The sequence below is a fragment of the Actinotalea subterranea genome, assembly GCF_008364845.1.
In the GTDB taxonomy this organism is placed as follows: domain Bacteria; phylum Actinomycetota; class Actinomycetes; order Actinomycetales; family Cellulomonadaceae; genus Actinotalea; species Actinotalea subterranea.
Genome location: NZ_VTTP01000004.1, coordinates 48728 through 69664, shown reverse-complemented (window position 1 = coordinate 69664; position 20937 = coordinate 48728). Strand labels below are relative to the sequence as shown.

Annotated in this window: 15 protein-coding genes; 4 read left to right on the top strand and 11 right to left on the bottom strand. The window is 75.1% G+C overall.

Features of this window, described 5'->3' with window-relative positions; all coding sequences use genetic code 11:
• Positions 1 to 52 precede the first annotated feature (52 nt).
• Positions 53 to 331, top strand: a complete 279-nt coding sequence (locus FZ988_RS09000) for a CDGSH iron-sulfur domain-containing protein (RefSeq protein WP_246169361.1) — start codon at positions 53 to 55, stop codon at positions 329 to 331.
• Between the two features lie 36 nt (positions 332 to 367).
• On the opposite strand, the gene topA is transcribed toward FZ988_RS09000, so the two are convergent.
• Complete coding sequence (gene topA / locus FZ988_RS08995; protein WP_149203693.1) at positions 368 to 3214, bottom strand: type I DNA topoisomerase; 2847 nt, start codon at positions 3212 to 3214, stop codon at positions 368 to 370.
• Between the two features lie 203 nt (positions 3215 to 3417).
• Positions 3418 to 4353, bottom strand: coding sequence for a phosphatase PAP2 family protein (locus tag FZ988_RS08990; protein WP_149203692.1), 936 nt, complete (start codon positions 4351 to 4353; stop codon positions 3418 to 3420).
• Positions 4354 to 4497: 144 nt separating this feature from the next.
• Here FZ988_RS08990 and FZ988_RS08985 point away from each other — a divergent pair, with 144 nt between their 5' ends.
• Both FZ988_RS08985 and FZ988_RS08980 read left to right on the top strand, forming a co-directional pair.
• Positions 4498 to 5283 carry a response regulator transcription factor gene (locus FZ988_RS08985; RefSeq protein ID WP_149203691.1) on the top strand — a complete coding sequence of 262 codons (786 nt, stop codon included), beginning with the start codon at positions 4498 to 4500 and terminating at the stop codon, positions 5281 to 5283.
• Complete coding sequence (locus FZ988_RS08980) at positions 5280 to 6911, top strand: sensor histidine kinase (RefSeq protein WP_223145079.1); 1632 nt, start codon at positions 5280 to 5282, stop codon at positions 6909 to 6911. Before FZ988_RS08985 ends, FZ988_RS08980 begins: the two co-directional genes overlap by 4 nt.
• A 130-nt stretch (positions 6912 to 7041) precedes the next feature.
• Here the strand turns inward: FZ988_RS08980 and FZ988_RS08975 are convergent, their stop codons facing one another.
• The 8 genes from FZ988_RS08975 to FZ988_RS08940 all read right to left on the bottom strand — a co-directional run bounded on the left by FZ988_RS08975 (position 7042) and on the right by FZ988_RS08940 (position 17581).
• Positions 7042 to 7779: a hypothetical protein gene (locus tag FZ988_RS08975; RefSeq protein WP_149203690.1), complete on the bottom strand. Its 738-nt coding sequence runs from the start codon at positions 7777 to 7779 to the stop codon at positions 7042 to 7044.
• 478 nt (positions 7780 to 8257) lie between these two features.
• Positions 8258 to 10270, bottom strand: coding sequence for an efflux RND transporter periplasmic adaptor subunit (locus FZ988_RS08970; RefSeq protein ID WP_188079050.1), 2013 nt, complete (start codon positions 10268 to 10270; stop codon positions 8258 to 8260).
• Positions 10271 to 10424: 154 nt separating this feature from the next.
• Positions 10425 to 11543 carry a hypothetical protein gene (locus tag FZ988_RS08965; RefSeq protein ID WP_149203688.1) on the bottom strand — a complete coding sequence of 373 codons (1119 nt, stop codon included), beginning with the start codon at positions 11541 to 11543 and terminating at the stop codon, positions 10425 to 10427.
• A gap of 127 nt (positions 11544 to 11670) precedes the next feature.
• Positions 11671 to 12903, bottom strand: a complete 1233-nt coding sequence (locus FZ988_RS08960) for an ABC transporter permease (RefSeq protein ID WP_149203687.1) — start codon at positions 12901 to 12903, stop codon at positions 11671 to 11673.
• On the bottom strand, positions 12900 to 13655 hold the full coding sequence (locus FZ988_RS08955; protein WP_149203686.1) for an ABC transporter ATP-binding protein: 756 nt from the start codon (positions 13653 to 13655) through the stop codon (positions 12900 to 12902). The genes FZ988_RS08960 and FZ988_RS08955 overlap by 4 nt, the downstream gene beginning before the upstream one ends.
• The gene (locus FZ988_RS08950; RefSeq protein WP_246169360.1) at positions 13648 to 15069 is read right to left on the bottom strand and encodes an efflux RND transporter periplasmic adaptor subunit; all 1422 of its coding nucleotides are present in this window, start codon (positions 15067 to 15069) and stop codon (positions 13648 to 13650) included. Before FZ988_RS08950 ends, FZ988_RS08955 begins: the two co-directional genes overlap by 8 nt.
• Positions 15070 to 15272: 203 nt before the next feature.
• The gene (locus tag FZ988_RS08945; RefSeq protein WP_149203909.1) at positions 15273 to 16901 is read right to left on the bottom strand and encodes a DUF7059 domain-containing protein; all 1629 of its coding nucleotides are present in this window, start codon (positions 16899 to 16901) and stop codon (positions 15273 to 15275) included.
• 23 nt (positions 16902 to 16924) lie between these two features.
• A complete protein-coding gene (locus FZ988_RS08940; RefSeq protein ID WP_188079049.1) occupies positions 16925 to 17581 on the bottom strand; it encodes an endonuclease/exonuclease/phosphatase family protein in 657 nt (218 codons plus the stop codon).
• 219 nt (positions 17582 to 17800) lie between these two features.
• On the opposite strand from FZ988_RS08940, the gene FZ988_RS08935 reads away from it, so the two are divergent.
• Complete coding sequence (locus tag FZ988_RS08935) at positions 17801 to 18439, top strand: hypothetical protein (RefSeq protein ID WP_149203684.1); 639 nt, start codon at positions 17801 to 17803, stop codon at positions 18437 to 18439.
• Positions 18440 to 18530: 91 nt separating this feature from the next.
• On the opposite strand, the gene FZ988_RS08930 is transcribed toward FZ988_RS08935, so the two are convergent.
• On the bottom strand, positions 18531 to 20825 hold the full coding sequence (locus tag FZ988_RS08930) for a sodium-translocating pyrophosphatase (RefSeq protein WP_149203683.1): 2295 nt from the start codon (positions 20823 to 20825) through the stop codon (positions 18531 to 18533).
• Positions 20826 to 20937: the final 112 nt, after the last annotated feature.

The window sequence follows — 20937 nt, the reverse complement described above, 5'->3', positions numbered from 1 at the left end:
GTGTGCCCTCCCTCCGCGGGCGGACGGCGTCGATGCGAGGTTGACTTGCCGCGTGAGCATCCGCGACATCAGGACGGCGCCAGGCAGGGACGAACCCGCGCCCACGCCCGAACCGGCCCCCGCGCGCACGCCGTGGGCCTCGGTGACGGCCTGCCCCGACGGCCCGCTGCTGGTGCGCGGCGACGTCGAGATCCTGCTCGCGAGCGGTGAACCTGCACCCCGACGCCGGTCGACCGTCGCGCTGTGCCGGTGCGGCGCGTCGGGCATCAAGCCCTACTGCGACGGCAGCCACAAGGTCATCGGGTTCACCACGGACGACGAGCCCGTCTGACCTCCGGGACGGCGACCCGCCCCGGAGCCTCGCGGACTACTTCTTGGCGGCCGCCTTCTTCGGGGCGGCCTTCTTCGCCGGGGCCTTGCGGGCGGGCGCACGGCCGGTCTTCTTCACGGGCCCGCGGGCCCGCTTCTCCGCGAGGAGCTCGGCTGCCCGCTCGAGCGTCACGGACTCGACGGCGTCCTCCTTGCGGAGCGTCGCGTTGGTCTCGCCGTCCGTCACGTACGGACCGAACCGGCCCTCCTTGACGACGACGGGCTTGCCCGAGACCGGGTCGGCGCCGAGCTCGCGCAGCGGCGGGGCCGAGGTCGCACCGCGCCCACGCTTGGGCTCGGCGTAGATCGCCAGGGCCTCCTCGAGGGTGATGTCGAACATCGCCTCCTCGGTCGGCAGGGTGCGCGAGTCCGTGCCCTTCTTCAGGTACGGGCCGTAGCGCCCGTTCTGGGCCGTGATCTCGTCGCCCGACGCGGGGTCCACACCGACGACGCGCGGCAGCGACAGGAGCCGCAGCGCGTCCTCGAGCGTGATGCCCGGCAGCTGCATGGTCTTGAGCAGCGACGCCGTGCGGGGCTTCGGCTGCGCGGCCAGCGCCTTCTTCTTGGCGGCGGCGGACAGGCCCGGGTCGAGCTCGGGCTCGGGCAGCAGCTCGGTGACGTACGGGCCGTAGCGACCGTTCTTGGCGACGATGGTCGTCCCCGTCGTCGGGTCCTGGCCGAGCACGAGGTCGCCGTCGGGCCGCGTCTCCAGGAGCTCACGGGCCTTCTCGACGGTGAGCTCGTCGGGCGCCAGCTCGTCGGGCACCGAGGCTCGGCGCGGCGTCTCGGGGTCGTCGCCCTCCGCGGCCGGGCCCTCGAGGTAGGGCCCGTACCGGCCCACGCGCAGGGTGATGCCGTCGCCGATGTCGATCGAGTTCACGTCACGCGCGTCGATGTCGCCGAGGCTCGCGACGAGGTCACGCAGGCCCTCCGGCGCGGCCGAACCGGACTGCTCGCCGAAGTAGAAGCTCGTCAGCCACGCGACGCGCTCCTTGTCACCCGCGGCGATCGCGTCGAGGTCCTGCTCCATCGCGGCAGTGAAGTCGTAGTCGACGAGGCGGTCGAGGTTCTCCTCGAGCAGCCGGGTCACGGCGAACGCGAGCCACGACGGCACGAGGGCCTGGCCACGGTTGGTGACGTAGCCGCGGTCCTGGATGACCGAGATCGTCGCGGCGTACGTCGAGGGGCGACCGATGCCGCGCTCCTCGAGCGCCTTGATCAGGCTCGCCTCGGTGAAGCGCGGCGGCGGTGACGTGCGGTGCCCGTCGGCCGCGAGCTCCGAGCCGAGGAGCCGGTCGCCCTCCGCCATCTGGGGCAGGCGGGCGTCCTCGCTGCGCGTCGACGCCGCGTCGCCCCCCTGCTCGGCGTCGTCCGCGCCGGCCGCCGCACGTCCGCGCGCGCCGCGGCGGGACCCGCCGGCCGCGGGCTCGTCGTCGGAGTAGCGCTCGACGTCGCGACCCTCCTCGTACGCGGCGAGGAAGCCACGGAAGGTGATGACGGTGCCCGACGCCGCGAAGACCGCGGCGCTGCCGGCGTGCCCACCCGCGGCCGCCGTCGTCGTCGCACCGACGCGGACGGATGCCGTCGAGCCGCGCGCGTCCGCCATCTGCGACGCAACGGTGCGCTTCCAGATCAGCTCGTAGAGCCGGAACTGGTCGCCGGAGAGCTCGCGTGCGACCTGCGCCGGGGTGCGGAAGTGGTCGCCCGCGGGCCGGATGGCCTCGTGGGCCTCCTGCGCACCCTTCGCCTTGTTCGCGTAGACGCGGGGCTTGTCGGGGACGAACTCGGGGCCGTACAGCTCGGCCGCCTGGCGCCGTGCGGCGTCGATGGCCTGCGTCGACAGCGCGGGCGAGTCCGTACGCATGTAGGTGATGTAGCCGTTCTCGTACAGCCCCTGCGCGGTGCGCATCGTCTGCCGGGAGCCCATGCGGAGCTTGCGGCTCGCCTCCTGCTGGAGGGTCGACGTGGTGAACGGCGCGGCCGGGCGGCGCGTGTACGGCTTGGTCTCGAGGCTCAGCACCGCGAAGTCCGCGTCCTGGAGCCCGGCGGCGAGCGCCGTCGCCCGCGACTCGTCCAGGTGCACGACGTCCGCGCCCTTGAGCTGCCCGCGGTCGTCGAAGTCCCGCCCGCTGGCGACGCGTCGGCCGTCGACCTGGACCAGGCGCGCACCGAACGAGCCCTCCTCGGCCTCGACCGACGGGGCGGCCTGCACGAACGTGCCTGTCACGTCCCAGTAGTCGGCGGCCCGGAACGCCATGCGCTCGCGCTCACGCTCGACGACGAGGCGCGTCGCGACGGACTGCACGCGGCCCGCCGACAGCCCCTGGCGGACCTTGCGCCACAGGACCGGGGAGACCTCGTACCCGTAGAGCCGGTCGAGGATGCGCCGCGTCTCCTGGGCGTCCACGAGGCGCACGTCCAGGTCACGCGTGCTCTCCAGCGCCCGCTGGATCGCCTCGCGGGTGATCTCGTGGAACACCATGCGCTTGACGGGGACCTTGGGCTTGAGCTCCTGGAGCAGGTGCCAGGCGATGGCCTCGCCCTCGCGGTCCTCATCGGTCGCGAGGTAGAGCTCGTCGGACTCCTTGAGCGCCCGCTTGAGCTCCGCGACCTTCTTCTTCTTGTCCGCGTCGACCACGTAGTACGGCTCGAAGCCGTGGTCCACGTCGACCGCGAACTTGCCGAACGGCCCCTTCTTCATGTCCGCGGGGAGCTCGGACGGCTGCGGGAGGTCGCGGATGTGACCCACGGACGCCTCGACCGTGTAGCCGTCTCCGAGGTAGCCGGCGATCGTGCGCGCCTTGGCGGGCGACTCCACGATCACGAGCTTGCGACCTGCGGGCATGCGGACCTGCTTCCTGGACGGGGCCGAGCCGCGTCCCGCGGCCGGCGCACGGTGCGTGCAGAGCACCGTCGATCGGGCACTCTACGACCTCCGGCCGCGCAGCAGGCACCACGCCGTCGTCCGACGACGCCGGGCGGGGCCCGGGAGGAGCGCGTACGACCTGTCGTCGGGGACCCGGGCGGGGCGCCGCGCGCAGGCTCGGGTCAGGTGTCGCGCGGGTCCAGGAGGTGCCGCAGGAAGAGCAGTGCGGCGAAGGTCGCGCAGCTCACGGCGACGACGCCCAGCGCACCGCCGCCGTACGCGGTCAGGAGGTCCGCGGTGGAGTCGAGCCCCGACTCGGCCCTGGGCAGGTCCCGGTAGAGCGCGACGCCCGCACCTGCCCCGGCGGCCAGCGCGCCGAGGAGCAGCACGGTCGTCACGGCGGCCCCGACGCGCGAGCCCGACGGCGCGGACCGTGAGACCTCGTACAGCGCGCCGACCATCGTCGCGACGCCCGACCACGTGAGGACGACGAGCACGGCCGCCGTGACGTCGCTCGGCCGGTGCCAGCCCGCGACGAGCGTCGACATGCCTGTCGCCACGGTGTACACGACCCCGACGACCGCGGCCGCCGGACGCAGGCGCCGCGGCACGACGAGCACGAGCGCGGCCGCGACCGACGCCGCCGCCGTCGTGTGCCCGCTCGGGAGCGAGTTGAGCAGGAGGTCCGACGTGCCGAGCTCGGGCCGCTCGAGCACCACCTTCTTCAGGACCTGGGTCGTCAGGTTCGCCCCGCCCACGAGGAGCGCGACCTGCACCGCCAGCACGACCCGGCGCCGCAGCACCGCGAGCAGCATCGTCGAGAGCAGCACGACCACCAGGAACGGGACGGAGATCACGTCGAGCACGTTCTGCGCGCCGTCCCACAGGGTGTTGCGGCCGAAGCCGGCGCCCTCGAGCGCGGCGTGGTCCATCAGCCGTCCGGTGCGCGAGCCGACGAAGAAGCGCCACACGCCCCACACGCCGACGGCTCCGACCATCGCGGTGAGGGCCCCGAACCACAGCGCACGACGCGGCGCCGGGCGACGCTCGTCGGGCACGTCCTCGCCCGGACCGGCCACGGGGGCGGTCTCGGGCGGGAAGGCCGGGGGAAGTGCCATCCACCCACGGTAGGCGACGACGGGGCCTCGTCGCCCCTCGCGCGCCTGGGCGCGGGCCCGGCAGGTGCGCCGCGGCGCCCACGTCACAGGTGGCTCACAGACTCCTCTCAGGAGACCAGCAGGCACGACGGGGAGGCTGGCCGCATGAGCACCGCACCGACCGCGCCCGACGCACGTGCACCCCACCGCGAGCACGCCGCGCGCGTGCACCTGACCCGTGCGGACGGCGGGCCGATCCGCGCGCTCGTGGTCGACGACGAGCCGTCGCTCGGCGACCTCCTCGCCACCGCCCTGCGCTACGAGGGGTGGCAGGTGCAGACCGCGCTCGACGGCCACGCCGCGCTGCGGGCCGCCCGCGCGTCGGACCCCGACGTCGTGCTCCTCGACATCATGCTCCCCGACCTGTCCGGGCTCGAGGTGCTGCGCCGCCTGCGGTCGTTCAACCCGTCCGTCCCCGTCCTGTTCCTCACGGCCAAGGACGCCGTGGAGGACCGGGTGGCGGGGCTCACCGCCGGTGGCGACGACTACGTGACCAAGCCGTTCAGCCTCGAGGAGGTCGTCGCCCGGCTGCGGGCGCTCCTGCGGCGCGCCGGGGCGATGACGGCGCACGAGGACGCGACGCTCGTCGTCGGGGACCTCGTCATGGACGAGGACAGCCACGAGGTCACGCGCGGCGGGGCGGACATCCGGCTCACCGCGACCGAGTTCGAGCTGCTCCGCTACCTCATGCGCAACCCGCGCCGGGTGCTGTCCAAGGCGCAGATCCTGGACCGCGTGTGGCAGTACGACTTCGGCGGGCAGGCGAACATCGTCGAGCTGTACATCTCCTACCTGCGGCGCAAGATCGACGCCGGCCGCGCCCCGATGATCCACACCCTGCGCGGAGTCGGCTACGTGCTCAAGCCCGCCGAGGCGGACGCCGCCCGATGAGGCGGCCGAGCCTGCGCCGTCGGCTCGTCGCGGTCGTCATCACGCTCGTCGCCGTGGTCGCCGCGGCGATGGGCCTCGTGTCGACGCTGGCGCTCCGCGGGTCGCTCGTGGCTCAGCTCGACGAGCGGCTCGCGGCGACGAGCGAGCGTGCCGCCCTGGCGCAGGAGGGGTTCCCCGGCGGGTTCCCGCCCGGCGGCGAGCTGTCGGGCGACGACGTGCCCGAGGACCTGCCCGACCCTCTGCCCGACGGCGACCGGCCGCCCGCGTTCGACGCCCGCGGGCAGGGGGCCGGGACCGTCACGCTCACGCTCCAGGACGGCGAGGTGCGCTCCGAGTACATCGACGACGCGGGCGACCTCCAGGAGTTGACCGCCGACCAGGAGGCGGTGCTCGCCGCGGTCGCCGCGGACGGCGTCGCACGCACCGTGCACCTCGACGAGCTCGGCGAGTACCGGGTCGTCGCGGTCACCACCGAGTCCGGGGACCTGCTGGTCACGGGTCTGTCCTCGGCCGACGCGACTGCGACCGTCCGCGAGTACCTCATGGTCGAGGGGCTCGTCGCGGCCCTCGCGATCGGTGCGGCCGCCGTCACCGGGACGGTCCTCGTGCGACGCGAGCTGCGCCCCCTCGAACGCGTCGCGGCGACCGCGACCCGGGTCGCCGAGCTCCCGCTGCACGAGGGCGAGGTCCTGCTCGCCGAGCGGGTCCCGGCGAAGGACACCGACCCGGCGACCGAGGTCGGGCAGGTCGGCGCGGCCCTCAACCAGCTGCTCGGCCACGTCGAGGGCGCGCTCGCCGCCCGGCAGAGCAGCGAGACGCAGGTACGGCAGTTCGTCGCCGACGCGAGCCACGAGCTGCGCACACCCCTCGCGTCGATCCGGGGCTACGCCGAGCTCGTCCGCCGCCTGCCCGACGACCTGCCCGACGACGCCGTGCGCGCCATGGAGCGCGTCGAGTCCGAGGCGCGTCGCATGACGACGCTCGTCGAGGACATGCTCCTGCTCGCACGCCTCGACGCGGGGCGGCCGCTCGCGAGCGCCGAGGTCGACCTGTGCGCGCTCGCGGTCGACGCCGTCATGGACGCGCACGTCGCCGGCCCCGGGCACCACTGGCGGCTCGAGCTGCCCGGCGAGACGGCCCCGGCGTCGGGTGACCGGCCCGCGCTGGAGGACGCGGACCTCGAGGACCTCGAGGACCTCGAGAGCCTCGACCTCACGGACCTCGACCTCGACCTCGAGGCAGGCGAGACGACCGACGCGCCCGCCCTCGTCGTCGGCGACGAGGACCGCCTGCGCCAGGTGCTCGTCAACCTGCTCTCCAACGCGCGCGTGCACACACCGCCCGGGACCACGGTCGTCACGTCGGTCCGCCTCGACGGGGACGACGTCCTCCTCGAGGTCCGCGACGACGGGCCCGGGATCGCACCCGGCCTGCGCGAGCACCTGTTCGACCGGTTCGTGCGCGGGGACGCGGCGCGGACGCCGGGCACCGGGTCGAGCGGGCTCGGCCTCGCGATCGCCCACGCCGTCGTCGCCGCGCACCGCGGCACCCTGACCGTCGACAGCACGCCCGGGGCGACGACGTTCGCCGTGCGGCTCCCCGCGGCGGGCGAAGCCCGAGGCGAGTAGCGGCGGGGCGGGGCCTGGGGCGCGTAGCGAAGGCGGGACGGCGGTGCGGCCGGTGCACGCAGTGCTCGGGTCCCCCGCGGTCAGCTTCCGCAGGGGACCCGGGGCCCTCACATCCACCCTCTTGCGCAGGTCAGGTGGTCGTGTCCGCGCTCGTCTCCGCGTCGGTCCCGGAGTCGGCGCTCGAGCCGGTGCCGTCGTCCGAGCCGCGCGACCCGCGCCGGCTGCTGTTGCTGTCCGTCGAGGAGTCCTCGTCGGGGACAGAGGGCAACGTGCCCGAGCCGTCGTCGTCTAGGTCGCCGGGTATGGCACCTCGCCCACCCGGCGCCGCCGGCATGCCGGGCAGCCCGTCGCGCGCCACCTGCCCACGCTGCAGGATGCCGTACCCCACCTGGTCGTCGCCGACCGCGTGCCCGACGCCGAAGCCCGCGCCGAACCCGACGAGCGCCACGACGGCGCCACCCACGATCCCGGCGAGCACAGGCCGCGCGCGCAGACGCGAGCTCAGACGCTCACCGCGCCCCAGCGCTCCCGCCGATGCGGTCTCCGCGGGGAAGGAGCTACCCGGCGCGCTGCCCGGGCCCGGACCGGTGATGGGGGCTCCGACCGACGGCGGACCTGACGCGGGTGCACCGGCCGCGGCGTCCGGGACCGAGCGGGTTGCGAGGGTCGGCGCCGGGCTGGCAGCGGGGGTCGGGTCGGGGCTGGCCGGGGGCGTCGGGTCGGCACCCGTCGCGGCATCCGGAGCGGCGGGGGTCGGGTCGGCACCCGTTGCGGCATCCGGGGCGGCGGGCGTCGGGTCGGCGTCGGGCGTCGGGCCTTCGGCGGTGGTGCGAGGCGGCTCGTCGGCGCCCAGCGGGTTCTCGGTCATCGGGATCCTCCTCCTGTCTGGCGGGCCGTCCGGCGCCGCTCAAGCTGGGCCTCAGCCTCGCGACGCCACCTGCGGTGCACCTGGACCCGGCCTGACCACCACCTGTGAACCAGCCCGACACCGCGCGCGCCGGCGCCGAGGTCGGCCCCTGATGCTGAGATCGGGCCTTCTACGGGTCGACCTCGGCAGGAGGTACCGACCTCACGGACGCGGCGCGGCGGGGCGAGGCGGCGAGGTGGGCGGGCCCGTGAGACTCGGCGCGGCGGGGCGAGCCCACTGGGTGGGGGCGGGCGAGCCCACGGGGCGGGGCAGGGCGGGGCGGGGCGGGGCGGCGGGGTGGGCGGGCGAGGGCGGGGCGCCGTCGCGGGGACGGCCCCCTCACGCAGGGGGCGTGAGGGGGCCGCCTTCCCAGGTCGAGGGGGTGACCTGGGAGATCGTGGACCCGGCGCCGCCGGGCGGACGGTGACGGTCGCAGGCGTCAGCCGCCGAAGCCGCCCGCGCCCGGCGGCCTCCCACCGCCCGGGCCGGTGGGCACCGTCGTCGTCTCCGTGGTGCCGCCGAGACCGCTCAGGCCGGACTCTGTCTCGGTGTCGGCGTCGCTCTCGAGCGGCGCCTCGAGGTCCGCGAGGACCACCTCCGCGCCGGCGTCGAGCCCCGAGACGATCTCGGTGAGCTCGGACCCGACGGCACCGACGCCCACCTCGACGTCCGCCACGGTGCCGTCGGCGAGGACCTGGACCGTCGCGGTGGCCCCCGTCACGTGCACGGCCGACGTCGGGACCGCGACGCCCGCGTCGGTGCCGCTCACAGTGATGACCACCTGCGCGGAGCCACCCTCGAACAGGGGGGCATCGGTCGGGTCGAGCGCGACGAGGACGGCGTACGACGGGTCGGACGACGTGGAGACGTCCAGTACACCGATGCTGCTGACCGTGCCGGTGAGCGCCTCGTCGGTGCTCGCGACCGTGACCTGCGCCGTCTGACCGACCTCGACCGTGTCGACGACGGTGAGGGGCACGGTCGTGCTCACGAGGTGGCCCGCGTCGCCGAGGATCGTGATCACGGCGGTCGTGGAGGACGCCGTGACCGTGTCGCCGGACGCGACGGACACGGCCGCGACCGTTCCGGCGAGCGGACTGGTGAGGTCGACGCGGCCGAGCGCGTTCCGGGCGATCGCCACCTGGGCCTCGGCGAGGTCGATGGCGGCCTGGTCGGCGAGGACGTCGGCGGCCGACGCTACCGACGACGCGCTCGTCGCACCGCTGCCCGACGCCGCGCCCGACGACGTCAGCCCGCCCGCGGAGGCCGAGGCCGCCGACGCCGGACTTGAGGCGCTCGACGACGACGCACCTGCCGCCGCGCTGCCGGACGCGGCCGACGAGCCGGTGCCCGACGCCGTCCCCGCGCTCCCCGTGGTCCCGGTGCTGCCGGAGGCGCCGGTCACGGACGCGGCCGCGAGCGCCTGCTGGGCGGCCGTGACCGCCGCATCCAGCGCGGTCGCCTGGGTCATGAGCGTCGCCTGACCTGCCTCGACCGCCTCCTGGTCGGCCAGGGTGACGGCCAGCGCGTCCTGGCAGGCGGTGACCTCCTCGGCCGTGACGGTGCCAGTCGTTCCGGCCGTGACGGTGCCAGTCGTTCCGGTCGTGCCGGTCGCCGTCGTGCCGGTCGTTCCGCTCGTGCCGGTCGCCCCACCCGTGCCGCTCGGGTCGCTCGTTGCACCCGTGCCCGTCCCGTCCGCGGCGGGTCCGATGGGGGTCTCCGCGACATCCGCAGCCTGGTCGTCGTCGGTCGCGGCGCCCTCGCCGGGAGCCGCGCTCACCGCCGTGGCGGGGTCGGCGAGCACCGCTGCGCAGGCCGTGCGGGACGCGTCGAGCGACGCCGTCGCGGTGTCGAGGAGGGTGGCAACCGTCGCGTGCTGGGCGAGGAGCGTCGCCTGAGCGGCGGTCACGGCGGCAACGGCCGCCGTCACCGCCGGGTCGGCCGTCGCGCCGCCACCCGTGCCGGACGGGTCGTCGGCCGATCCGCCCGTGGTCCCCTGCCCGGGGCTCGTAGAGCCCGAGGTCGTCCCGCTGCCGGCAGAGGTCGTCCCGGTGCTCGCGGTGCCGGTGCTCGCGGTGCCGGCCGTCGAGGTCGTGGCCGTCGTGGTGGTCGCGCTCGACGTCTGCGACTCGAGGTCGTCCTCGAGCTTCTGCTCGGCGTCCGCGAGCGCGGACTCGGCCTCCTCGAGCGTGTCGGCGAGCGCCGTCGGGTCGAGTGAGGCGAGAAGGTCGCCGGCCGCGACGGTGTCGCCGACGCCGACCTGCACGGACGCGACGGTGCCTGCCACCGCGAACGCGGCGTCGTACCGGGCGGACGACTCGACCGTCCCGACCGCCTCCACGGTCTGCTCGATGGCCGCCTGCGCCGCGACGGCGGTGCGGTAGCGGTCCTCGGGCGCGCCACCGGCCGCGAGCGCCGCGCCGGTTCCCGCCACGCACGCGACTGCGGTCACCACGCCCACGGTCAGGACGACGCGCCGCCGGCGTCGGGCGCGACGGGCCGCCCTGCCGCCCGCCCCGCCGACCGCTTCGGGTGCGCGGGTCGTCCGGCCGCCCGCCCCGCCGACCGCTTCGGGTGCGCTGGTCGCCCGGGTGGCGGGCCCGAGGTCACTCATCGCCGGTCCCGGCGCCCATGCGCCCACCGCGTGCGCCCGGCAGGCCGCTCGTGCAGGCGCCGTCGACGGCGTCCGAGAGGGTGAGCGTCTCGGCGGTCATCCCGCCGCGCGTGTCCGTCTCGCCCTGGACGCTCGCGCACATCCCGACGGCGATGGCGCTCGCGTCGGCGGCGACCGTGGTCGTGTAGCTCGTGCCGGCGGCGACGGTCACGGTCGCCGCCGTCGAGGTCCCGTCGCTCCCCGTGGCGTCGACCGTGATCGTCTCGCCCGAGACGGCGGTGACGAGGCCCGACGTCGCGCCTCCGAACCCGCCGGGCATGGCGCCCGAGGGCCGCTCGTCATCCGAGGCCGGCGCGCCCGCATCCGAGCCGGCGTCGGCCGGTGCCGTCGGCATGTCGGTGGGCGCGACGCCCTCAGGCAGGTCCGGCATCTCGCCCGTGGGCATGCCGCCGCCGAGGCCAGCGACCGTGCAGGCGCCGTCGACCGGGGTGCTGATCATCACGGACGTGGCCGTCGACGAGTCGGCGCCACCCGAACCCGCGGACCCGTCGGCGCTCAGCCCTCCGGAGACGTCGGTGTCGGCGTCCTCCGTCGACCCGGCGTCGCCCGCGGCCGTGTCGTCCGTCCCATCCGTGCCGTCCGTGCCGTCCGTGCCGTCCGTGCCATCCGTGCCATCGCTGCCAGGCACGCCGGTCGGGAGCGCCACGGCGACGACGCATGAGCCCACCGTCACGTCGGCGAGCGTCGCCGCGACGGTCCGGGACACGGTCGTGGTGCCGGTGACGGTCACGGCGGTCTGCGAGTCGTCCGACTGCACCTGGAGCACACCGTCGGTGACCGAGGCGACGAGCCCCGAGGCCCCGCCACGGTCCTGCGCACCCCCGCCGCTCGCGGCGTCGGTGGTCGTTCCGGCCGAGGCGGCCTCGGTGGTGGCGTCGGTCGCGGACGCGTCGCCCGAGCAGCCAACCAGCGCCAGGCCCGCGACGGTCACCAGCGCCGTCACGGTCACGGCCCGACGTCCGGGTGCGCGGCGCCGTCGGCCCGGCCGGTCCGGGGCGACGCCTCCGCGCACGTGCGGGGCGAGGGCGGGGCGGGTCGTGGTGCGTGTCATGGGGTCCTCCGGGTCGTGGTCGGGGGTTCGGGGTCTGGGTGTCGCCGCAGGGCGGCCAGTCGCTGCGCGGTGCTCACTCGCTGCGCGGTGCTGACGCGCTTCGCGGTGCTCACTCGCTTCGCGGTGCTCACTCGCTTCGCAGCGCGTCGATGGGCGCGAGGCGTGCGGCCCGCGTCGCCGGGTACACGCCGAACACGAGGCCGATGCCCATCGCGACGACGACCGAGCCGGCCACCGCCGCGCCGGAGACGACGATCGACGTGTCGAGGAGGTCGGGCAGCACCCGCGCCGACACGATGCCCAGCGCGGCCCCGAGCAGGCCGCCCGCCAGGCCGAGCACCGTCGCCTCGACGAGGAACTGGCGGCGGATCGCCCACGGCGGTGCACCGAGCGCCTTGCGCAGGCCGATCTCGCGGGTCCGCTCCGTGACGGACACGAGCATGATGTTCATGACGCCGATGCCCCCGACGAGCAGGGACAGGCCCGCGATGCCCGTGAGCAGCACGGTGAGGGTCCGGTAGACCGCCGTCGCCGTGCTCACGAGCGAGTCCTGGCTGTTGATGGAGAAGTCGGCGGAGTCCGCATCGGTGATCGAGTGCAGGTTGAGCAGCGTCGTCTCGGTCTCCTGGTAGGCGGCCGCGAGCTGGTCGGCCGAGGCCGCCTGCACGTAGATGGTCGAGACCGAGCTCCGGCTGCTCCCGCCGACCACCTGCTCGGCGGCCGTCGTCAGCGGGATCACGGCCAGGTCGTCCAGGTCGGCCGACGCTGCGGCACCCTCGGACGCGAGCACCCCGACGACCGTGAAGGGCGTGTCCGCGATCGTGACGACCTGCCCGACGACGTCCGTGGAGCCGAACAGCTCGGTCGCCGTCTGGGAGCCCAGCACGACGACGGCGGCCGCCTCCGCGTCGTCGTCGGCCGTGAAGAACTCGCCCGAGGACAGCTCGCGTGAGCGCACGTCGAGCCACTCCGGCGTCGTCCCGACGACCGTGGTCGTCCAGTTCGTCTCGGAGGTCTCGACGGCGAGGCTCGTCGACTTCTCCGGGGCGACACCGGCGACGTCGGGCGTGTTGACCTCAGACGCGAGGGCCTGCGCGTCCGAGCGCGTCAGGGTCGCGGCCGAGCCGAACCCGCCGCGCATGCCGTCGGAGTCGGTGCTGGAGCCGGGCGTGACGATGAGCAGGTTGGAGCCGAGCGAGCTGATCTGCTCGCTCACGTCCTTCTGCGTGCCCAGACCCAGGCCGACGGTCAGGATCACCGCGGCGATCCCGATGAGGATGCCGAGCACCGTCAACGTCGAGCGCAGCCCGTGCGAGCGGATCGCCGCCCAGCCGGTCCGCAGGGTCTCGGTCCAGGTCATCGGGGGTTCACCTCGTCGCTCTGGATGCGGCCGTCGCGCACGCGCACGATGCGCCGTGCGTGCTGGGCGACCTCGAGCTCGTGCGTGATCAGCACGATCGTGCGGCCCTGCGCGTGGAGTTCGTCGAAGAGGCCGAGCACGTCGGCGCTCGACGTCGAGTCGAGGTTGCCGGTGGGCTCGTCGGCGAGGATCAGCGCCGGCTCACCCACCAGCGCCCGCGCGACGGCGACGCGCTGCTGCTGGCCGCCGGACATCTCGCCCGGCCGGTTCGCGAGCTTCGAGCCGAGGCCCACCCGCTCGAGCGCCTCGACGGCACGACGCCGCCGCTCCGGCCCGGGCACGTGCCCGTACACGAGGGGCAGCTCGACGTTGCGCCACGCGGCGAGCGACGGCAGCAGGTGGAACTGCTGGAACACGAAGCCGATGCGCCGGTTGCGGATCTCGGCGAGGTCGACCTCGTCGAGGTCCGCGACGTCGTCGCCCGCGAGGAGGTACCGCCCGACCGTGAGGGTGTCGAGGCAGCCGATGAGGTTCATGAGCGTCGACTTCCCGGAGCCCGACGGGCCCATGATCGCGACGTACTCGCCCTCGTCGATGCGCAGGTGGATGTCTCGCAGCGCCTCGTACTCGATCGCACCCGTGCGGTACGTCTTGCCGACGCCCGCGAGGTCGATGACGGGGGCCGCGACCCCCTCGGACCAGGGCGCGCCTGCGGGTGCCGGCCGTGCGTCGGCCGTCGTCGTCTCAGCCATCGGCCGGACCGCCCGGCAGCTGGCTGGGGTCGAAGCCCTCGGGGAGCTGCATCTGGCTGGGGTCGAAGCCCTCGGGCACCTGGCCGCGCATGCCGCTCTCCTGGTCGGTCGTCGTGGCCGAGCCCGGGGTCTGGGTCACGACGGTCACGAGCACCTCGTCGCCCTCCACGAGCCCCTCGGTGATCTCGGTCGTGTCCCCGACGGTCTCCCCGACCGTCACGGTCGTGGAGATCTCCTCGCCGTCCTCGCCCGCCTGCGTGACGACGGACGTGCCGTCGACGGTCCGGACGGCCGCTGACGGCACCGTGAGCACGTCCGTCCGGCGCTCGTAGACGATCTCGACGTCCGCCGCCACGCCGTCGTACACGCCCTCGGGCTGCCCAGTGACCGTCACGACGACGGGGTAGGCGGCGACGCCGGACGTGCTCGTGGAGACCAGGCCGATCTCGCCGACGGTGCCGAACACGGTGTCCGCGACGTCCTCGATGGTGATCTCCGCCTGGTCGCCGACGGCGATGAGCGCGACGTCCGTGTCGTCCACCGTGACGTCGAGCTGCCACGCGTCGGTGCCGACGATGACGAACGACGCCGTCGTGCCCGACGTCGCGCTCGACGCCCCGCTCGAGCCCACGCCGGACGTCGACGCAGCCGCGCCGGACTCGCTGGACGCACCCGAGGCGCTCGCGCCGGACCCGCTCACGACGTCTCCGACCTCGAGGTCGACGGTCGTCAGGAGCCCGCCGACGGGGGCGACGAGCGTCGCGCCCGCCATCGCCTCGGTCGCGGTGTCGACGGCCGCCTGGGCGACCTCGACCTGCGCGGCACGCGCGGCGACCTGCGCCTCGGCGGCGTCCGTGCCGTCGTCGTCCGTCTCCGCCTCGTCGAGGTCCGCCTCCGCGGAGGCGAGCGTCGCCCTGGCGCTCAGCAGGTCCGCCTCGAGCTCGAGCGTGTCCACCGTCGCGAGCACCTGGCCCGCCGTGACCACCTGGCCCTGCGTGACCTGCACGCTCGTCACGGTCCCGGAGACCTCGAAGCCGACCTCCTCCTGCACCGACGGCGTGAGCGTGCCGCTCGCGGAGACGCTCTTCTCGATCGTCGTCAGGCTCGCCGCGACGGCCTGCGTGGTGGACTCGGGCGTCACCGCCGCCGCGGCCGGGGTGCCGCGCGCCCCGAACCAGTACCCGCCACCGCCGACGAGGGCGAGCGCGGCGACCGCCGCGACCGGTCGCAGGGAGCGCCGCAGGCGGGGCGAGGCCCGGCGTGCCGAGGCGCCGCCCGACGTCCGCCCCGCTGCGCCCGGCACGTCTGGCGCGCCCGGCATGTCTGGCGCGCCCGGCTCGCCCAGCACGTGCGCCCCGGGGGCCTCGACCGTGCTCTCCCGCTCCCTGCCCGCGGGCCTGCCCCGTGTGCGCATCCTCGTCCTTCGCTCGCGTCCGGTAGCGGGTCTGGCCCGCGCTGGCGAACCTAAGGAGCGGGGCTGGACGCCTCGTAGGCGCTCGCTGTGGCTGGGCTGTGAGCCGGGAGCGGGGAGCCGAGAGCGGGAAGCAGCGAGCGGGACGCGGGAGCCGACGCCGGGCGCCGCGAGCGGGAAGCGGCGAGCGGGGAGCCAGGGGCGGCTCAGGCCGGGGCGAGGAGCCCGTCGCGGACGAGCGAGGCGACGGCGGGCAGCAGCTCGGCGGCGAGCGCGTCGGCCGGCACCTCGAGCAGCGCGCCGAGGCCGCCGAGGATCTGCCCGACCGTCAGCTCGCCGTCGCACGCGCCGACGAGGCCGGCCAGCGCGGTGCCCACCTGGACGGTGCGACCGAAGCCACCACCCTGACGCAGCAGCACGACCGTCGGGTCCGCGGCGCCCGGGACGAGGTGGCGCTCCTCCGTCACGTCCGCCGCGACCACGAGCCGTGCCGCGGCGAGCCCCGCGTCGTCCCGTCCCGCGAGCCAGTCGTGCGCGGCCAGGCCCGCGGCGAGGTGCGCGCCGAGCGGCTGCCGCACTGGCCCCTCGTGCTCCTCGAGGCGCCGCACCGTGGGGCGGGCGCCGTCCAGGGGCCGGCGCAGCAGGACCATGCCGAAGCCCACGGCCTCGACGTCACGCGCGGCGAAGTCGTCGAGCCACGCGGCGTAGCCGGCACTCCAGCCCTGCGGGTCGCGATCGGGTGTGGTGCCGCCGTCGCGCAGCCAGGTCTCCGCGTACTGGGCCGGGTCGAGCACCTCGCGCTGGACGACCCACGCGTCCAGGCCCGAGCGGTCGGCCCACTCCCCCACGCGCTCGCGCCAGCCCTCGTGGCGCCGGTGCTCCCAGTTCCCGAGGAGCTGGGCGACACCGCCCGGGGCGAGCACGCCACCGACCTCGACGACGAGGTCCCGCACCAGGTCGTCGCCGGCCCGACCGCCGTCCCGGTACTCGTAGACGGACCGCCCGGCGGTACGTGGGGTGATGACGAACGGCGGGTTCGAGACCACGAGGTCGAACGCGTCGTCCTCGTGTGCCGGGAGGGCGGGCTCCAGCATCGAGCCGAGCCGCAGGTCGAGGCGCACGCCTGCGAGCGCCGCGTTGAACTCGGCGAACGCGAGGGCCCGCGCGGAGATGTCGGTCGCGACGACCGTCGCGCTGTGGCGTGACGCGTGCAGCGCCTGGATGCCGCAGCCCGTGCCGAGGTCGAGCGTGCGGCGGCGCGGGTCGCGGATCGTCACCTGCGCGAGCGTCGTCGACGCGCCGCCCACACCCAGCACGTGATCGGTCCGCAGTGCGCGACCCGTCACGGCCTCGCCGAGGTCGGACGTGACCCACCACGCGCCGTCGCCGCGGGGCCCGGGAGCGGCGGCGTCCGCGGCCCCCACGTCCGCGCCCGCGGCCGTGCCGCCCTCGTCCGACCACGCGTAGGGACGCAGGTCCACGCGTGCCCGGACCTCGTCGGCCCCGCCGTGGCCCGCTGCGTCGAGCAGGCCGAGCCGGGCCGCGCCGTCGGCCGTGAGCCGCGGGAGGGCGGCGTCGACGAGGCGCCGTTGCGTGGTCGCGCCGAGCAGGAAGAGCCGGACGAGCGTCGCCGTGGGCCCCTGGTGCGCGCGCGTGCCCAGGAGCGCGGGCAGCACCTGCTCCCGGTGCAGCGCCGCAGCGGCCACCGGGCCCAGCAGCTCCTCGACGCCCGCAACCGTGAACCCTGCGCCGGCGAGGTCGGCCCGCAGCGCGTCGAGCAGCGCGGGGTCCGCGACGGGGGTGTCGCGGGGCCGGTCGGCCGAGGCGTCGTGCACGCCCGCGGTCGGGCCGGCGCCGGTCACCAGGTCACCTCGACGACCACGGGCAGGTGGTCGCTGGCACGGTCCGCGTCGTCGGAGCGGACCACGTGCGCCGCGTGGCCGCGCATCCCGCTCGTCGCGAGCACCGCGTCGAGCCGCCGTCGCGGCCGTCGCGCGGTGAACGTGGGGCCGACGCCCGCGGTCACGTCGTGCAGGTGCCGCCCGAGCCGGACCCACGTGGGGCCGCCGGGCTCCTCGTTGAGGTCGCCTGCGACGACGCAGCCGCCCGGCGACGCCGCGACGAGCAGGAGCAGGCGCCGCACGTGCTTCTCGCGCTCGGACGGGACGAGGCTCAGGTGCGCGCTGATCACCCGGACGCCGTGGACGTCGGCCACGGCGAGGCCCCGCCGGGTGCGCCCCGGGCGCCAGGGCAGGCGGACCGCGCGCGGTCCTGTGACCGGCGTGCCCGCGCGGACCAGCAGGGCCGTGGTGCGCGCCGCGCCCCCGCTGACGACGGGCTCGTAGCCCGCGCGCCGGGCGACCGTCCGCAGGCGCCGCCGACCGGTCGGCCCGCGTGGCGGCTCCTGGACGGCGACGACGTCCGCGTCCGCGTCCCGCAGCACCGCCACGACGGCGTCGACGTCGTCCTTGAGCTGACGGACGTTGAACGTCAGGACCCGCAGCGCGCTCGGCATGGCACCCATCTCCCGGCCGTGGGGGCCGGGTGCACCGTGCTCCGGAGCACGGTGTTCGCGGCCCGCAGGAGCGTCGTCGGCGTGTCAGGTCCCGATCCGGTCACGACCGGGGGCGGAACGTTCCGATCCGGTCACGGCGTCGTCGTGACCGCGCGTCACGTGGAACGATGACTGCCCGACCGGCCGCCGTCGCCGGCCGCCGCACCCCTGGAGCCCCGCATGCGCCTGTCCCGTACCTTCGTCGCGCCCCTCGCCGTGGGAGGCCTGCTCCTGCTCACGGCCTGCGGCGGCTCCGACGCGGCGGGCGACAAGGACCGCGGCGCGGACGCGAGCACGGCGCGGGGTTCGCAGGACACGCAGGCCGCGGAGAGCGGCGGCGCCTCGTGCCTCGAGGGCGAGTGGACGACGGACATCGAGGCGCTGCGCGAGGCGACCCTCGCGGCCCCCGGGATCGCCGACCTCGACCCGGAGGTCAGCGTCACGGGCGAGTCCCGTGTGACGTTCGACGGCTCCGCGATGACGACCGAGTACACGAGCCAGGTGTCCCAGGTGACGCTGACCATGAAGGGCCAGGAGTACGTCACCCAGGCGACGTACGACGGCACGGTCGTCGGCCAGTACACCGCGACGGACGCCGACCTGGTCGTGACGGACGTGGACGTCGCTGGACTCACGGTCACGAGCAGGTCGATCGTCGACGGCGAGGAGATCGAGACCCCGGACGTGCAGGACCTCGAGGGGTCGGGCCTCGACCAGGGCGGCACCTTCACGTACACCTGCACGGACACCGAGCTCCGGCTCACGCCGGTCGTCGAGGGCACGGACACGAGCAGCTTCGTGCAGATCCTGCGCCGCTGACGCGCGGGCACCGGCAACGGTGCCGAGCCCGGTAGCGGCTTCCGGCAGAGCCGGGCGGCCACCCGCAGGTGGCCGCCCGGTCCCGGGACACCTAGACCAGGTGCGCCTCGTGCTCGAGCCGGCCCTCGCGGTCGACCTGCGCGGCACGCAGCCGGGACACGATGACCGCGCCGAACGCGATGAGGGCGGCGACGGTCGCGATGGCGAGCCGAAGCGCGTGGTTGGCGTCGGCGCCGAGGCTGACCTGGACCACGGCGGGCGCGATGAGCAGCGCGACGAGGTTCATGACCTTGATCAGCGGGTTGATCGCCGGCCCGGCGGTGTCCTTGAACGGGTCGCCGACGGTGTCTCCGATGACCACCGCCGCGTGCGCGTCGGAGTTCTTGCCGCCGTACCGGCCGTCCTCGACGATCTTCTTCGCGTTGTCCCAGGCGCCGCCCGAGTTCGCGAGGAACACGGCCATGAGCACGCCCGCGGCGATCGCCCCGGCGAGGAACCCCGCGAGCGGCCCGACGCCGAGGCCGAAGCCCACCGCGATGGGCGCGAACGCGGCGAGCAGGCCGGGCGTCGCGAGCTCGCGCAGGGAGTCACGCGTGCAGATGTCGACGACCTTGCCGTACTCGGGCCGGACCTCGCCGGTCATGATGCCGGGCATCTCGCGGAACTGACGCCGCACCTCGAAGACGATGGCGCCCGCCGCACGGGTCACCGCGTCGATCGCGAGGCCCGAGAAGAGGAAGACGGTCGCCGCGCCGAGGATGACGCCCACGAGCGTGATCGGCGAGATGACCTCGTAGGAGATCATCGCGAGCGCCGTGCCCGAGGTGTCGAGCGCGGCCCCGAGGTCCGCGACGGCCTGCCGCACGGCGTCGGTGTAGGAGCCGAACAGGGCGGTCGCGGCCAGGACGGCGGTCGCGATCGCGATGCCCTTGGTGATCGCCTTGGTCGTGTTGCCCACGGCGTCCAGGTCGGTGAGGATCTGCGCGCCCTCGGCGTCGACGTCGCCCGACATCTCCGCGATGCCCTGCGCGTTGTCGCTCACGGGGCCGAACGTGTCCATCGCGACGATCACGCCGACCGTCGTGAGGAGGCCGCAGCCGGCGAGCGCGATGAGGAACAGGGACAGCACGATCGAGCCGCCGGAGATGAGGAAGACCCCGCAGATCGCCGCCGCGATGATGCCCGCGGTGTACACGGCGGACTCGAAGCCCACGCCGATGCCCGAGAGCACCACGGTCGCGGCGCCCGTGAGCGAGGTGCGTGCCACGTGCAGCGTCGGCTTCGACGTCGTGCCCGTGAAGTAGCCCGTGAGCCACAGGATGACACCGGCGAGGACGATGCCGATGGCGACCGCGAGGGTCGCGACGACGCGCGGGTCGGCCGTGTGGTCGGCGAGCGCCTCGCCCACGCCGTTGAGCTCGGCGAACGTGGACGGCAGGTAGACGAAGGCCGCGACGGCGGCGAGGAGGGCACCCGCGAGCGCCGACGTGTAGAAGCCCCGGTAGATCGCCGCGAGGCCGCTCTCGGTGCCGCGCACCCGGGTGATGTAGACGCCGAGGGCCGCCGTGAGGGCGCCGATCGCGGTCACGATCAGCGGGAAGACGAGGCCCTGCTCACCGAACGCGACCTTGCCGAGGATGAGCGCCGCGACGAGCGTCACGGCGTACGACTCGAACAGGTCGGCGGCCATGCCCGCGCAGTCCCCGACGTTGTCGCCCACGTTGTCCGCGATGGTCGCGGCGTTGCGCGGGTCGTCCTCGGGGATGCCCTGCTCGACCTTGCCGACGAGGTCCGCACCGACGTCCGCCGCCTTGGTGAAGATGCCGCCGCCGACGCGCATGAACATCGCGAGCAGCGCGGCGCCGAACCCGAAGCCCTCGAGCACGGCCGGGGCCTGCTCGCGGTAGATGAGGACGACGCTCGCGGCACCCAGGAGGCCGAGGCCGACGACGGACATGCCGACGACGCCGCCCGTGCGGAAGGCGATGCGCGAGCCCTCGGCGCGGCCGTTCGGGCGCGTGGCAGCCGCGGCGACCCGCACGTTCGCACGCACCGCGAGCCACATGCCGAGGTAGCCGATCGCGGCCGAGAACCCGGCGCCGAGGAGGAAGAAGACCGAGCGCCCGACCTTGATGCCGGTGTCGCCGGGCAGCAGGAACAGCAGGCAGAACACGAGCGCGGCGAACAGGAGCAGCGTGCGGAACATGCGGTTCAGGTAGGCAGACGCCCCCTCCTGCACCGCGAGCGCGATCTCCTGCATGCGGGCCGTGCCCTCGCCCGCCGCGAGCACCTGGCGGCGCAGGACCAGGGCGAAGACGAGTGAGACGACCGCGATGGCTGCGATCACGCCGACGATGGTGAGGCTCGAGCTTCCGAGCGAGGGCATCCGTCCTCCTTGAGCGTGGGTGCCGACGCGGCGTCGTTGCCGGCGGCGGCGCGACCCCCCTGAGCCGCGACGGCCGCAGTCTACGTGCGACGCGGCGTCCCGCGAACCCGGT